General features: G+C 51.6%; 15 protein-coding genes. 5 read left to right on the forward strand and 10 right to left on the reverse strand.

Annotated elements, in window-relative coordinates; genetic code table 11:
* The first annotated feature begins 94 nt into the window (after positions 1-94).
* Both NSQ46_RS29740 and NSQ46_RS29745 read left to right on the forward strand, forming a co-directional pair.
* Positions 95-793, forward strand: coding sequence for a response regulator transcription factor (locus tag NSQ46_RS29740; protein WP_007129092.1), 699 nt, complete (start codon positions 95-97; stop codon positions 791-793).
* The gene (locus NSQ46_RS29745; RefSeq protein WP_342575827.1) at positions 783-2,120 is read left to right on the forward strand and encodes a HAMP domain-containing sensor histidine kinase; all 1,338 of its coding nucleotides are present in this window, start codon (positions 783-785) and stop codon (positions 2,118-2,120) included. The genes NSQ46_RS29740 and NSQ46_RS29745 overlap by 11 nt, the downstream gene beginning before the upstream one ends.
* Here NSQ46_RS29745 and NSQ46_RS29750 read toward each other — a convergent pair.
* The 8 genes from NSQ46_RS29750 to NSQ46_RS29785 form a co-directional block, all read right to left on the reverse strand.
* Positions 2,092-5,274 (reverse strand): ATP-binding protein, encoded by a 3,183-nt coding sequence (locus NSQ46_RS29750; RefSeq protein ID WP_342575829.1) that lies wholly within the window; start codon positions 5,272-5,274, stop codon positions 2,092-2,094. The two genes, NSQ46_RS29745 and NSQ46_RS29750, sit on opposite strands and share 29 nt — an antisense overlap.
* 66 nt (positions 5,275-5,340) lie before the next feature.
* Entirely contained in the window at positions 5,341-6,102 is a 762-nt protein-coding gene (locus NSQ46_RS29755; RefSeq protein ID WP_007129095.1) for an AAC(3) family N-acetyltransferase, read from the reverse strand.
* A 616-nt stretch (positions 6,103-6,718) separates the two neighbouring features.
* Entirely contained in the window at positions 6,719-8,020 is a 1,302-nt protein-coding gene (locus tag NSQ46_RS29760) for a glycosyltransferase (protein ID WP_342575831.1), read from the reverse strand.
* Positions 8,013-8,156, reverse strand: a complete 144-nt coding sequence (locus NSQ46_RS29765; protein WP_340898310.1) for a hypothetical protein — start codon at positions 8,154-8,156, stop codon at positions 8,013-8,015. Before NSQ46_RS29765 ends, NSQ46_RS29760 begins: the two co-directional genes overlap by 8 nt.
* A gap of 33 nt (positions 8,157-8,189) precedes the next feature.
* The gene (locus NSQ46_RS29770) at positions 8,190-9,065 is read right to left on the reverse strand and encodes a GGDEF domain-containing protein (protein ID WP_342575833.1); all 876 of its coding nucleotides are present in this window, start codon (positions 9,063-9,065) and stop codon (positions 8,190-8,192) included.
* A complete protein-coding gene (locus tag NSQ46_RS29775; RefSeq protein ID WP_342575835.1) occupies positions 9,055-10,161 on the reverse strand; it encodes a glycosyl hydrolase in 1,107 nt (368 codons plus the stop codon). Before NSQ46_RS29775 ends, NSQ46_RS29770 begins: the two co-directional genes overlap by 11 nt.
* 224 nt (positions 10,162-10,385) lie before the next feature.
* On the reverse strand, positions 10,386-10,676 hold the full coding sequence (locus NSQ46_RS29780) for a WYL domain-containing protein (RefSeq protein ID WP_342575836.1): 291 nt from the start codon (positions 10,674-10,676) through the stop codon (positions 10,386-10,388).
* The gene (locus NSQ46_RS29785; RefSeq protein ID WP_342575837.1) at positions 10,673-11,314 is read right to left on the reverse strand and encodes a YafY family protein; all 642 of its coding nucleotides are present in this window, start codon (positions 11,312-11,314) and stop codon (positions 10,673-10,675) included. The genes NSQ46_RS29780 and NSQ46_RS29785 overlap by 4 nt, the downstream gene beginning before the upstream one ends.
* A gap of 127 nt (positions 11,315-11,441) precedes the next feature.
* Between NSQ46_RS29785 and NSQ46_RS29790 the strand changes: the two genes are divergently transcribed.
* Positions 11,442-12,164, forward strand: a complete 723-nt coding sequence (locus tag NSQ46_RS29790) for an alpha/beta hydrolase (protein ID WP_251535859.1) — start codon at positions 11,442-11,444, stop codon at positions 12,162-12,164.
* A 68-nt stretch (positions 12,165-12,232) separates the two neighbouring features.
* On the opposite strand, the gene NSQ46_RS29795 is transcribed toward NSQ46_RS29790, so the two are convergent.
* Complete coding sequence (locus tag NSQ46_RS29795; RefSeq protein ID WP_251535860.1) at positions 12,233-12,844, reverse strand: TetR/AcrR family transcriptional regulator; 612 nt, start codon at positions 12,842-12,844, stop codon at positions 12,233-12,235.
* Between the two features lie 27 nt (positions 12,845-12,871).
* Positions 12,872-13,309, reverse strand: a complete 438-nt coding sequence (locus NSQ46_RS29800; RefSeq protein ID WP_251535861.1) for a hypothetical protein — start codon at positions 13,307-13,309, stop codon at positions 12,872-12,874.
* Between the two features lie 338 nt (positions 13,310-13,647).
* Between NSQ46_RS29800 and NSQ46_RS29805 the strand changes: the two genes are divergently transcribed.
* Both NSQ46_RS29805 and NSQ46_RS29810 read left to right on the forward strand, forming a co-directional pair.
* Positions 13,648-14,514: a sigma-70 family RNA polymerase sigma factor gene (locus NSQ46_RS29805; protein ID WP_210094132.1), complete on the forward strand. Its 867-nt coding sequence runs from the start codon at positions 13,648-13,650 to the stop codon at positions 14,512-14,514.
* A gap of 37 nt (positions 14,515-14,551) precedes the next feature.
* The gene (locus tag NSQ46_RS29810) at positions 14,552-14,917 is read left to right on the forward strand and encodes a DoxX family protein (RefSeq protein ID WP_210094133.1); all 366 of its coding nucleotides are present in this window, start codon (positions 14,552-14,554) and stop codon (positions 14,915-14,917) included.
* Positions 14,918-14,981: the final 64 nt, after the last annotated feature.

Genomic DNA, 14,981 nt, shown 5'->3' on the forward strand with positions numbered 1-14,981 from the left:
ATGTTGCGAACTTGTGGTGAAGGTATTTACAGATTGTGAAAGCACCCATATTCTTTAAGTAGCTATCAAAATGGATAAGTCTGGGAGTGTAGGAATGGGAATCAAATTGCTAATCGTTGAGGATGAAACAAAAATTGCGTCGCTCATGGAATCGTACCTTCAAGCAGAGGGATATGACGTACTGACCGCGATGGACGGAAAAACCGCCCTGCAGCTGTATGCGCAGCATAAACCGGATATCGTGATCTTGGACTGGATGCTTCCGCAATTGAACGGACTGGACACCTGCCGGCAGCTTAGACAGTCAGGGTCCCCGGGGATCATCATGGTTACGGCCAAGTCGGAGGAGGCTGACAAAATCGTGGGCCTCGAAATGGGCGCGGACGATTATCTGACAAAGCCCTTCAGCTTGAGAGAGCTGTCCGCGCGCATCCGTTCCTTATTGCGGCGCATGAACCACACAGGAAATGACGAGGCCGATACTGTGCTTCGAAGAGGGGATCTAACGATTGATGAGAGCAGCCTGCAGGTGTTTATTGGCGGTCAGGAGCTGCATCTCACACCGACCGAATTCAAGCTCTTGCACCTGCTGGCGTCAAAGCCCGGGCGGGTGTACAGCCGTATGCAGCTGCTGCGGCATGCCTTCGAGGAGGAGTTCATCGTCGACGAACGGACGGTAGACTCGCATATTAGCAAGCTGCGGAAGAAGATGGAGAAAGACGGCCGGGCGGCCGATTATATTCAGACGGTCTACGGCTTCGGCTACCGATTCGGAGCGGAACATGAAAATTAGAACCAGGCTGACCCTGTCGATGGGCGGATTGATCGTATTGATTATGCTAGTCCTGCTTGCCGTTACGCATGTGCAGTTTTATATCACCCGCGATTTGGCATATCTGGAGGAGAAGGAAGCCTTTGAAGCCTTGAGGAAGGAGTTTGAGCAATATTACCGGAGTCACGGGGATTCTTGGGAGGACGTAGGAACCGCGAGCTTTGAATCTGCCGCCCCCTTCGTCGAAATCGTATTGTTTGTCGAGGAACAAACCTTATATCAGCAAGGAAGTTTAAGCGTAGATAAGCTCCGCGGCGACGGCTACATGCTGGCGCTTGATCAGGGGAACCAGAGGATCGGCAGACTGTACGTGATGAACGAGCGGCAGTCCAAAATCTACGAGTTCAAAACCATGTGGTACGGCATGCTGCCCAATATCGGGATTGCTTCGCTGCTGATTACCGGCATTGCCGCGCTGCTGATCATCCTGTTGTTGTCGTGGCGGCTGACAAGCCCTATACGCAAAATCATCAGCGGGATCGGGGCCATCAAACAAGGCGGCGCACCCATAGTCTTACCCGCGCATCGGAAGGATGAATTCGGCGCGATTTCCAAGGCCCTTCTTGAGATGAACGATTCGCTCGCGGAAGCGGAGCGCACCCGAAAACAGCTGATGTCCGACGTCGCCCATGAATTGAAAACCCCGCTGATGATCATCCAAGGGGAATTGGAGCTGGCGCACGAGACGGGCTCTCCCCTCACTGCCGTGAAGCAAGCCTCGATTCTTGATGAAGTTTTGCGGTTATCGCGATTGGTTCATGATGTGCTGGATCTGTCCCGGCTTGAAGCCGGCATGACAGAGCTGCACCCGAAAGAGGAGAACCTGGTTGCGCTGCTGGAGGACTTACTGACGAAAACCCGGTTCATGGCCGAGGACAAAGAAATCCAGCTGTCCCTGCATGCCGAAGAGCAGATGATCCCCGTCTCGGTGGAGAAATCCCGTATTCTTCAGGCGCTGTACAACATCCTGACGAATGCCGTGTACTATACGAAAGCAGGCGGACACATCCGCGTCCATGCGGGAACGGTGCACCTGCCTGACCGGCAGCGGCAATACGCCCGAATCCGGGTTGAAGACAACGGGACCGGCATCTCCGAGGCGGATCTTCCCCATATCTTCGACCGGTTCTATCGGGCGGACCATTCCAGGGCTCGTCCCGGCGGCGGAACCGGGCTGGGCCTCGCGATTGCGCAGCATAATATCCTTGCTCATCAAGGCTTCATCGAGGTGGAAAGCGTGGTCGGCGAGGGATCGGTGTTCACGATCTGCTTGCCGCTTGAGGATTAGGGGCCAGAGGGACTAGTATAACAAAGCCGCAGCATCCGTGCTTCGGCTTTGCGAAGAGACGTGCACGGAAGGTTACCTCGGTCCCTTCCCCCAACGTGCTCTTGATAAGCAGTCCTGTTCCGAAGTGCCGTTTTAATCGCAGATCCGTATTGATTAGCCCGACTCCGGCGTGCTCTGCCCGCCTTTCCAGGATCCGCTGCAATAGAGCTTCGTCCATTCCGACGCCATCGTCTTGAACGGTGATCTCGACGTCATCCGCCTGGACCGAGATCCGGATCCGGACCGTTCCCCCGCAGGATCGCTTCATGATCCCGTGCCTGATCGCATTTTCAACTAAAGGCTGGATCGATAGGAAGGGGATTTTTAATGGCTTGTGGTCATCGATCTCCCAAACAACCTGCAGACGCTCTCCGAACCGGACCTGTTCAATATATAGATACGATCGGACCATCTTGAGCTCCTCTTCGATGGGAACTAGGCCGTCTGTATCCTGGAACCTGAATCTGCTCCGCAAAAAATGGCTGAACTCCTCGAGCAAATCCCGCATTTTATCCAAATCAATGCCGCTTAACGCCGTTATGGCATTTAACGCATTGAATAAGAAATGAGGCTGGATTTGCGCCTGCAGCCATGCCGCCTCCAATCGCAGCTGCTCCCGAACCGTCTGCTTAATCGTTGTCAGCGCCTGAATCCGCGATCTGATCTCCAATGCTTCCACCGGCTTGGTCACATAATCGTTAGCTCCCGCCATAAAGCCGCTCTGAATATCATTCGGCTGGCTTCTTGCCGTAAGGAGCAATATAGGAAGCTCGGTGAGCGTAAACCGCTCCCGAATCCGCCTTGTCAGCTCGTAACCGGACATCTGCGGCATCATGATATCGGTAATGACCAGATCCCATTCCTTCCTATCCAGGAGAGCCAACGCTTCTTTACCGCTCGTTGCCATCGTAAGTTCATATTCGCCTGTCGGCAGAATCGCTTCCAGCACTCGAAGATTGACAGGGTCGTCATCAACGATTAACAGGTGCGGACGATAACCGCTCATGCCGGATAACGTTGTCGGGCTGGAGGTCGATGGAATGATTTCATCCAGCTCCAAACTGGCCGGTGCCGTTTCCCCAATCGGCAAAGGCTGTACAGCCAATGCTTCAAACGATGTATGAACCTCCTCTTTCTCCACGTCCATCCCCGCCAGCTCTAACGAAAATGTAAACTTCGAGCCTTCTCCTAATTCGGAGGACGCCTCTAACGTCCCCCCATGAAGCTCAATCAGCTGCTTGCTTATGCTTAAGCCTAATCCAAAGCCGCCTTCAATCATCGTTTCGCTGGCGCTTGCCTGCTCATACGGAAGAAATAAGCGCTTCAGCATGTCTGCATCCATTCCGATCCCCGTATCGGCAACGGCGATATAGGCTTTTCCGTCCTCTGCATATGCCTGAATCGAAATGATGCCTTCGTTCGTGAATTTCACCGCATTATGAAGCAGATTGAACATGACCTGAATGACCCGGTTCTCATCGGCAATGACGGGAGGGAAGTCTTCAGGAATCTGGTTTACGATTCGAACAGACTTCATATCCGCGTTCCACTGCAGCATATCCATGACGCCGGTCACAATCGGTTGAATCGATACGACCTTTTTCTGTAAACGCGGATTGCCTTCCCGCAGACTCATTCCATCAATTAAATCATTTAATATGAGCGTCAGGCGGCGCCCTACAGATAACACCGTTTCAAGCTCTTTAATGCTTCGATTCTGCAGTACATCCCGTTCTCTGCTCAACACCGATTGGGACATGTTAAGGATGCAGTGGAGCGGATTTTTAAATTCATGCGACGTGTTCGCCAAGAATTGATCCTTCTGATCGTTCACCCTCTGCAGTGTCGCGGCAATCTCCTTCGTATGGGCATGCATGCGGAAATAATCCCGAAACCATACGGAGGCCAGGCATCCGATCGAAATGATCAGGTCGAACGGATAGTGGGCGATGCTTAGGCCGCTCTCCCGCCAGTATAAGGTCCACAGGAAATGGTGAACCAGCGCAAACATCGATAGAAGCTGCAGCAGATGATTTTTGAAATCCTTGAATACCTTTTTAAAGATAGCGGTGATCGCAACAACAGTTGCAACACAGCCCAATAAATAATAAGCGGGGAAAAGTTTGATGATCTGATGGGGAGCCAGAAACAACGTAACGGCAGCCGTCCCCAGAGTCGCTGCGGCATAGGCCGGATATACCCTTCTCCAAAAAGGGAGCTCCCGATGCTCCGTACATTGGAGCAGCGCGTAGCAGCCGATGATCGCCGCGGCATTCGTCAGCCGAAAATCCCAATCGCTGCCGATGTAAAACAATTGGTGAAACAGCTTCTCATCGCTGCTCAATAAGCTGGGAAGCGTGACGCAGAGCGTCAGTAAGGAAAAATAAAGCAGCCTTTTCTCCCGGTTCCCCAGTAAGAACAAAATTAGCGCATAGACCGAATGCATAAGAAATATGACCGCTCCCAGCGTCTGCATCGATACGGAGAGCTTCATTTCCTGTGCTACGGCCTCCTCTGAGCCAAATTTAACCGATCTGGCAATGCCGCCGCTTCGACTATCCACATAATTTGCCGCCTGAACCACCAGCTCGATGACCCCGTTCTCATCTGCCGTAAAGCTTGTGGAATACGGGAGGTTCTTCGCCGTATATGCTTCCTTCGTCTCCCCCACCTTACCGGATTTGGCAAGCAGCCGACCGTTTACGTACACTTCCGATGCAGTACGCACGCTGGGCAAGCGAACGCTATAATTCAAATCATTGTCCGGATTTACCAAAATACGCAGGCGATAGGACCCGAATCCATACGGGGTCCCCTCTTCACCTTCACGGTGTAAAGCTTCCTCCCATTGCCCCGGGACCTGGAGGAGCTTTGGCTCCGGACCGCCTGCACCATGCTGCTTGCGTTCTGACAGCCACTCCGAGGGATAAAACTCCCACTCCCCATCAAGCAGGAGAACGCCGCTGTCTTCTGCATGCCAATGGCGCAAATCCAATTGTCCGTTCTTGATGGACACCTGCATTTGATGAGGGAGCAACTCCATCCATAACACGCGCAGGCCGGATAAAATGACTAATAACAATCCGATGAACAATACAATATGGCTCTTTTTCATAAATAACTCGGGGAGTCTTTTGCCAACAAATATCCCTCTCCTAATCCAATCTCTAATGCAGACGCGTCAATGATCCAAGGGATGGTTATCCGAGAACAAATCCGGATTGTCCTTCAGCATCGCCGTGATGATCTCCGCCACCGCAGCTGCATCACACACCCTTACAACGGCATCGCCAAGCTGCCCCTTGTGCATCGCGCCTTCACGTTCTAGGACCTCGTCGACCTTCCAGAAATGCTCCGACCACGACAGCCCGCAATGTCTGCGGGAAGGCACAGAAATTTCCGTTCCATCCGGCAATACCGTGTACAGCTGCTCATGGTCATCCGTTAACCTCCCCGGGATGTCCACCCATTCCTCAACGCCATGAATAAAGGTGTTGCGCCTTAAATCAACCCCGACTAACAAAATGGTCGCCTTTCGGTCGAGCAGCTTCCCCCAGGCGGAGCCTCTGGCGCATGGCGTATCAAAGCGATGGTCGTCGCTTGTGAACGCTTCGGATTCCCGCCCCAATGCCGCCACCGAATGCGTGGGATGCAGCGAACGCACCACGCCGGGCCGCTTGCGAAACAGCTCGGGCAGTATCCCGACGCAGGAAGGCGAACGGTCCACGTAAAACCTCGGATTATCCGCATTGATGTAAGACCAAGTATGGGTAGGCAACACCAGCAGCCCATCCTTCATATATTCCGACAACGCGTCCAACACCGTATCCGCGCCGCCCTCGACCGGCCCCATGCTTTTCATCGATGAATGAACCAGCAGCGTCCCCTGGCTGTCTATGCCCAGCTGCTCCAATTCCTCCATTAAGCTCTCTTTCGTGTGCATATTCCTTCCCCTCCCGAATGCTTATGAATCATAACCTATTGACGTTTCGATCTCTTAGCTGAACGATTCCTATAACAGGAATATACCATCCTTATTTAGGACCAGCCACCTACCATTTCCAATAGTCTTGTTACGCAGGTCATATTTAGAAATTCTTCAGAGTCCCATGTTACGCTTAAAATAAAAACAGAAAAGGGCAGTGAGCTTGTAAGTGAACAAAAAGTACTTCGAAGAGATGCGCAAATTCAGCCATGACGACGAAATGAGATACAAGCTATTGATCCAGGGAGTCAAGCGGGTACTGGAAGAGCGTAAGCAGGGACGTCGTAAACTCACGCACATTCTTGATTCACGTAAAAGGAAGAAAAATTTGCAGGCCGGAAAGTGGTGCCATTAGCCGCGCCGACTTGATGTTAGTCCATCGTTGTTTGTGTTTCTAAACCCTGCTCCCCGGATCGCCGGAGAGTATACATAGGGAATTTTATAAGAGCCTGTCCAACCCGGAAGGCTCTTTTTTGCATGGCTTAGAGCTATGTCCCATCGACTTGCCTGCGCTAACTCCTTCGCGGTTCGCGGCCAACGGCCGAATGGGAAGCGGGTCCGTCAAACGAGACCTTTATCCAAACCGCTGCGTTTTGTACCATTTGGCTTTTCTCCCCGTCACCTTGTCAACGACGAACGAGTAGAGCGCGCGCAAGGAAATGAGCAGAAATAGCTGGGCATACGTGAAATACGATACGCAGGACAGAATAAAGTTTTGGATCGTGCTCTGTCCGACATCGGTTGCCAGCGCCAAATTGATCTGCAGCACAAACAAGTAATACATCAATCCCCAGGCCACCATCAGATAGACGTATACATCATCGGCGAATTGGAACGGCGATACTACATCCGGATTGAACAGCGCAACGACCCAATAGGCCACGTTGACGAGGATGATGATATCCGAGACGATAATGGATAACAAAAACCAGAAATAACTCGCCGCGTAGTACAGCACTTGCAGCTTGATCCGCCAGCTCGACCGATTGAACAAATGATGGATGTTCTCAACCACGACGGAGAAATTCCCTTTGGCCCATCGTTCCCGCTGCTTCAGGTATACGCTGAGCTGCTCCGGTTCCTGCTGATAAGCTTCCGCCTGCGGAGCCAGGGCGATCAGCTGCCCCCTTGTCATAATCTCGAACGAGATAGCCGTATCCTCCGTGATGGCCTCCGTATCCCACCCGCCGATCTCGCGCATCAGCTCTGTTTTCACAATAAAATTCGTCCCCGGGATCGTCCCCAGCTTGAACAGCTCCCACAGCCCGGTATGATAGATGCGCTGCGCGGTAACCAGCTCGAGATTAATGCATTTGGAGAGGAAGTTCTGTCCGCGGTTTCGGGCCTTATTCCGTCCAAATACCGCTCCGTAGGTTTCGGGATCCTCCATTGCTTTCTCGATCAAAAAGTACAATGCGTTCCGCTCCGGCGCCGCATCCGCATCGAAAATACAAATCCATTCGTTCTTCGTATACTCCAGCGCATCATTAAGCGCTCCGGACTTGCCGCCCGTTCCCGTGCGTTCAAAGATCATGAAGTCCCGGTCACGATACGCTTCCTTGGCTTGCAAAGCCCGCAATTTCCCTGCGGTATCATCACTGCAATTATCGGCAATGACAATGAGCTGCACTTTATCCTTCGGATAATTCAGCCGTAAAATATTCTCTGCCGTTGCCGCGATTACCAATTCTTCATTGTGAGCGGGAACCATAACAGTTACCTTGGGGAAATGCTCCATCTCTTCCACATCGGGAATGGTCCACTCCTTGCGGCTCTGTCTAAAAATAAACCGAATCGCTCCCCCCATAATGAGGATCGACTCGAGCACGGCAGCCCAAATGCTGATAATACAAAAAATTAATAGTAGGTCAGCCACTGATCTTCCTCCGGTCGTATTTTCGATGTACGCGAACCCGAAGGGTCAGCGTTGCGATGAACAGCCCCACCACCGCAACGGTAAACAACAGGCTGACGATTTTGCAAAGCGGAACAAACCATTCCGTATAAGACATCTCGTTTTCTCCTCCTACTGCTAACTAAACACCTTATATATATTCTCCGATCAAATCCGTCTCCGTATTGCGCTCGAGTGCGGCAATGACGGCATCCGCATCTTCATACTTACTAAACTGCTCCTTAGCAAACACCAGCGCCCCTGCACGGATCACCAGCTTCAGCTCCCCACCCTTCCGGTCTTGAAACGGCATGTCCATCAGCGCGTGCTTGATCCGGTCCGTCAATGCCTTTAAATACTCCTGGTTTGTCATCGGAAGCAGAACGATAAACCGCCCCTCATCCAGTGCGAACTTGTAATCCTCATAACGAATATGATTCCGGATCCCTTCCGACAAGGAAGCAAGCAGCTGGACATAGCCCTGTGAACCCAGGAATTCCCGCACCATCGGCAGAAATTCGATTTTGAACATGGCCAAGCAGAAGTTATATGTATCCGAATAACGATTGGCCAGATTGGACTGCTTGACCAGCGTTTCCCTAAAGGCTTCCTTATTGCCTAGCGAGGTTGCCAAATCCACTTCCGGATTCCTTCGCTGCAGCTCCTCGAGCCGCTCAATCAGCCGCTTGTTGCGGATCAGCCCGGATTTGATGAACATGGCCACGGCCACGTTAGCCGGCAGCAGCCACAGCCAGGAGATGGACAGCACATCAACCTCGGCAACCGTCGTAAGCCATACAAAATAAGCGACGATATAAACAAAAATACCGACGGTCGAGGCCCCCGGCGGGGCCAAAAAGCCCAGCAGCAGAGCCGCAAGGCATCCAATGGCGAATCCCAGCTCAGGTAAAGTAAAGGATTGGTCCCTAAACACATTCCAATAGATCAGCAATTCCTGCACGATTGCTAATCCGATCAGCAGTACGTATCCCCAGACCATGCGCTGGATGAATCTTTTATTTTCCATGTCCACCTCGTTGAATTGCGTATTCCCCTAGTAAAGGAAGCAAGTTATCAAAAATATGCGTGTTTTTCCCGAACACATATCCTCCGGGATATTGGGGATCCCGCCCCTTGAAGGTCTGCAGACGCTCGTACAGCTGTTCGGCCAAAGACCTGTCTCCCATTTGAAGCGCAAACTTGATCGCGAGGCCGTACACCGACGGAGACTCGTACTTTACCGCGGCCTTTCGGTCAGCGCGTGTATACTGTCCTGCCAATTTCCCCGCCTGCTCGAATTCCTCTTTTAAGAATTGATGAAGCGCTGCTTGGTCCCTTCCCGTCTCCCCGGCATACATCGCGATCAGCAGCTGATCGATCAGATTCACCTTGTCTTCATAGATATACTCCCGCGTCACGACATGAAAGGATTTGGGATAGAATACGCCGTCATCCGGCATGTTTCGAAGCAGGGAATGATATCGAATATAGGTGTCCTGATCCAGGATGCCTTCGTTCTGGAGCCCTTTGAGCGCCGGGAGATCCACATAGGCCAGACTCAGCGTATCGGGCATTTCCTGCCTGGAGAAATCGTAGAAATCCACCAAATACCCGTTGTTTTGGGACCTGTTTAGCAAGGCTTCCGTAAGCTCCCTGGCCGTCTGCTTCCATTCCGGATGGCCCTTCCTCCATACCTTGGAGCCCTCCAGCAGCGCCCCGATAATCCGCAAATCGTCGCCAAGCGCATTCGTGCTGACCTTCGCCTCCCCCTCGGGGCTTAGCTTCCACACAATATAATCGCGATCAGCGATGAAATAGCGGGTTAATATGTCATAACTCTTCTCAAACTCGGCCAGATCGCGGCTTTCAATCGCTGCCTGCATCCAAAAACCAAGGGATTCAGAGAGCGCCTCTCGTCCTGCCGCCAGCTCAGGACTGACCGATTCCGCCTTCTGTAAATAGGTAGCCAGCGTGCCGTTAGCGTTGATCATATTAATCGTAATAAAACGTCTCGTTGGATTGTCCCCTTTGGCTTGCGTAAAGAATCCACCGATTCCTACAACCGCGCCTAATAATAAGCCAAGTCCTGTCCACAGGACTTTACGTCCATATCGCCATTCCAAACTGCTTAAACCTCCATTCACTGCGGAGCCGCGCCTTGATTCAACCCTAAATCCGCACCGGGATTTGCCACTCAAGGAGTGTATCACTTCATTCTGAAGAAAAACTGTACTTGGGATTGTTTCAATATGCTTACAGGCCCTCGCAGCAAAAAAAGCCGACATCCTGTCCCTACGTAAAGGACGGGATGCCGGGTATTAGCTTCATGGCCCAGTGACGCAAAAGCCTAGCTATACAAGGAACGCATCGCTTCGGCTTTTTCCTGAATGTACGTGATCGCTTCAACCGGCCCCTTAATCTTGACCTCGCTCCCGAGATTCCAGATCAAGTCTACATAGAAACGTAAATCCTCCGTGGCAATCTGTATGGCTGCCGCTCCGCTGCCGTCTTCGTTGCGCTGTATACTCGGGGCAAACCGGGGATTGGATTCCAGAAGCCATACTCCCTTCCTGGTGATCTCGATATGCAGCACCGTTTGATCCAGATGGCCTTTCTCCGGCTTATTCATCAGCGTCATCTTCCGGATCTCATCCCGGGGTTGAGCGCTGCCGACAGGATCCGATCCGCTCTGAACTGACGGATATCCTCCCGCTCAAAACAATAAGCCGGGCAGTACCAATAACCGGAGCTCGTGTAAAGGCCGATGGGCTGAATATCCCGCTTGGCTATCCCGCTGCTGGAGTTGTACTCCATGGTGACCACTTCGCCGGTCATGATGGCTTGCATCAGCGTTTGAAGAATCCCCGGAGCCATGGAACGGTACGGACTCCATAACATGATTCGCCCGTCCAGCCGATCGATCTGCTCCTTGATATCGGCAGGCAGATAATGATAGAACTTTTGCAGTGCGGATTCGGCCCCTTCGCCAAATGGCAGGGAGCCGAAGTAGTCCAGTGACTGGCACGCGAAGAACATCGCGATGGCCTCGCTTTCCGACAGGCTGATGGGCGGCAGCATCCTGTCTTGAAGCAGCTTGTACCCTCCCCCTCTTCCCTGAATGGAATAGATCGGGATGCCGAGCTCGGACAGCTCCTGCAAGTCACGGGTAATCGTTCGAGTGGATAGCCCGAACTCATCGGCAAGCTCTCGAACGGTAAATGACTTTTTCGCATTGATCATCATAATCAGTTGAATGAGACGCTGCGACTTTTGCATGGGTCACCTTCTCTTCGAAGTTTTTTTCATTATAGCATTTAAATAAGACATGATTTGTCTTATTTACGTGATACGATGTTCACAAATAGCACGCAGAATATGAACCTGTGAGGGGAGTTTAACTTATATGAAGAAGAACACACACGAAGAGATCGGTTTTGTATTTATCCATGGGGCGGGATTGGAGGGCCGAATATGGAGTAACGTTGCAGAGGGACTGGGTCATCCTTCTTTACTTCTCGATTTTCCGCTCAGGAAGGGCCCGGCCGATTCAAGGAGCGAGCTTGCTTTAGAGGATTATGTCAACCATATGGAACATCAAGTGAATCAATGGGGCATCGAAAGGTTTGTCATCGTCGCGCATTCGCTCGGAGGCGTCCTAGCCCTAAAACTCGCTTCCAAATTCTCTGATCGATTGGCCGGCTTTGTCGCCGTAGGGGCAGCGATCCCTAAGAACGGCGGTTCATTCGTGTCGGTTCTTCCTTTCCCTAAACGAATGCTCATGACGGCCATATTGCGCAAATGGGGTACCAAACCGCCGGAATCCGCCATCCGTGCCGGCTTATGCAATGACCTGTCAGAGGAACAAACGACGGGGCTCGTACAAGGTTTCGTTCCCGAGGCCATACGCGTATACACAGATCGGGCTCATGCGGACGTTCCGGCTGTGCCGAAGCTGTACGTCAAGCTGACGAAGGACAAGGAATTCCCTTCTTCCCTGCAAAATAAAATGATCTCGCATCTATCCCCGCATTCCGTTGAACAACTGGAATCCGGCCACTTGCCGATGCTCAGCAGGCCGGGAGATTTGCGGCGCATTCTGCAATCCTTCCTGGGGCGTATCGCTTAATTGAAACGGATACCCGCAGAAGTTAGTACAGAAAAAGGCTGCCAGCGTGCTGGCAGCCTTTAAGGTTGTTACCTTTGTTGAATCAAAAAATCCAAAAACATCTCCGTCGTCGGAAACAGATAATTGGCATGGAAACTTCGGCTAGTAAATGCCACACCTTGGAAAGTACTGTAATAGAACAAAGCCAATCTTCGCGGGTCCCCCGGCTTGAAAACGCTTTGCCCCTGCCCGGCCTGAATGAGCTCTGATAGGCTATCGATCAATCGGTTCATCGAGGCCCGTACGGCATTCTTCAGATCCGGGCTCAGCTCTTGATCGGTAAAACTATCGATCTGGCTAAGGAGAAGCAGCCCATCGGTGGAGGAAGGGTCCTCTTGCAGGTTGCTCAGCAAAAATGTTGTTGCCTTTATGATCACATCTTTTTCATTGCCTTCTTGTTCAAAGAGTCCTGCCATACGGTCAAGGCCGGGGATCGAAATTTCGATCAGCCTGCTCATGATTTCTTCTTTGGTAGCAAAGTACCGATACGCTAACCCTTTACTGAGACCGGCATCATCCGCAATGTCCTGCATTGTGGTTTTGCCAAACGTTTTTGTAGCGAAAAGTTTAGCCGCCGATAATAAAATCTTCTCCGTAGCCTCGGCTCTCATGGCTTCAAAGCGTTCTTTCTGCTTGCTCAACGCTCACTGCTCCTCCCGTTCTTCACCTTATTCTGCTGTTAGGAATCCTTGATCCTCCATCATTTGTGTAGGGGCATCATGGGTAATCGTAAAGACCATCTTAATCGAATCTTCTTTAACATGCAAAATGTAAAAAGAATCATGAACCAGATCGAAGGATTTACCCGAAGCCTGCTCGACTCTCGCCGTGCCTTTAACTTCTACCAGCACATAGTTGTCTTTTAAAGGGGTTTCCTTTACGGGCGTAAGCTTGAAAAACTGATATCCTAAAGATTTTAAGTATTCCCCCGATTCTCTCGTCCCTGCCAAGTAATCCTCCTTCTTCACCGCATGTACGTCACCGGATGGATAGGCGCCCGCCAAGGGGTCATTCACCAAGGGATCGAGAAGCTCCGGATCGTACATATTGTTCGCGTGCTCGAAATCTTTGAAATAGTTCTGAATTCTTTGGCTTACTTCGCTCATGGTTTATTCCTCCAACCTCTTTTTAGAGTGATTTCCAATTAAATAAATGACTGAATATATAGTCATTATATTTTCTGTTCCATTAACTGTCAACCGCGTTCGAAAAAATATACCCAATATTACTTCTGGTTTCTTAATATTGAAGGTAAAGTGTAAGCATATACTTTCGACCATTCCGCGGGGGAGCAAGCCGCGGCTTGGCCTATGTTTGAACCTTCATGAAAGGAGCTTCACCCGGCTTTGTTTGATCCGATGGGCATGATTATTTTTTTGATCTGTCACATCGGCTCGTTTCCATACGTCAATCCAATGAGAGCTTATAGAAGGGAGACTTTTCAATGACCGACACCCATTGGCTTACGGATCAATTCGAAGCCCATCGTTCCCATCTGCGATCGGTAGCTTACCGAATCCTCGGAAGCTGGAACGAGGCAGAAGATGCCGTTCAGGAATCGTGGTTTCGATTGAACCGCTCCGAAACGGATGCGATCGAGAATATCAGAGGGTGGCTGACAACCGTTGTGTCCCGGGTATGCCTTGACATGCTGCGTTCCCGAAAGGCACGGCGCGAAGAATCAATGGAGGCTTACGAAATCGGAAAGCTCACCGATCTTGAAGCTGGGGGTGACCCGGAGCGGGAGGCGTTACTGGCTGATTCGATCGGCCTGGCATTGCTCGTGGTGCTTGGCACCTTGAGTGCCGATGAGCGGGTTGCATTCGTGCTGCATGACATTTTTGCCCTCCCTTATGCGGAGATTGCTCCTATTATAGGCTGCTCCGAGGCCGCAGCGAGGCAAATGGCCAGCCGTGCGCGCCGCCGCATACAAGGAGCAAAGACTTCGTCCAAGACGGACCTCTCCATTCAGAGGAGACTCGTTGATTCCTTTCTGGCGGCGGCGCGGAGCGGCGATCTCGGCGCATTGCTTCAGGTCCTCAACCCGGGAGTCGTGCTGCGCAGCGATCGCGAGAACGCTCCGAAAGAAGTCCGCGGTACCCATGCTGTAGCCGAACAATTGATGTGGGGACGCGCCAAAGCGGCACGGCCGGCTCTCGTCAACGGAGAGGTCGGCGTCGTCATTTCGCCTGGGGGGCAATTGCTCCTCGTGTTGGCTATCGACTATGCGGACGGGAAGATCAACGGAATCGATGTGATTTCCGATCCGGCACGTATGAAGGAACTGGACTTGGTCACGTTGAGCGAGTAAAAGGCTTTTCATTCTATATTTATATGGAGGGATTTGCATGATCCTGTTCTCGATCGTACTTCAGAGCTTACTTGTGGCTTATTATCTATTCTCGGGCACGGCCAAAATCATCGGAGCCAAGTACTGGGCCGATATCTTTGCCCACCTTGGGCTCTCCCAGAGATTTCGCGTCGTTACCGGCTTCGTCCAATTAGTCGGAGCTGCCGGGCTTATCGCTGGTTACTGGTATAGCTGGGCAATCGCTTGGGCCGGGGTATGGCTTGGTATCACGATGCTGGTCGCATGCCTCGTGCATCTCAAAGCCCGGGACACTTTCGGAAAAACAGCACCTGCCCTCGTATTCGCTGCATTGAATATCATCGTCCTATCCATCAACGCAAACGAGCTGACTAATATTTTCTGAACGAGCCGGATTGCCCAAGATAACATAATGGCTGAATGTACACTGTTCCAAATCTCGCCGTAAC

This window comes from Paenibacillus sp. FSL M8-0142 (assembly GCF_038597315.1).
GTDB classification, from domain to species: Bacteria; Bacillota; Bacilli; order Paenibacillales; family Paenibacillaceae; genus Paenibacillus_AQ; species Paenibacillus_AQ lactis.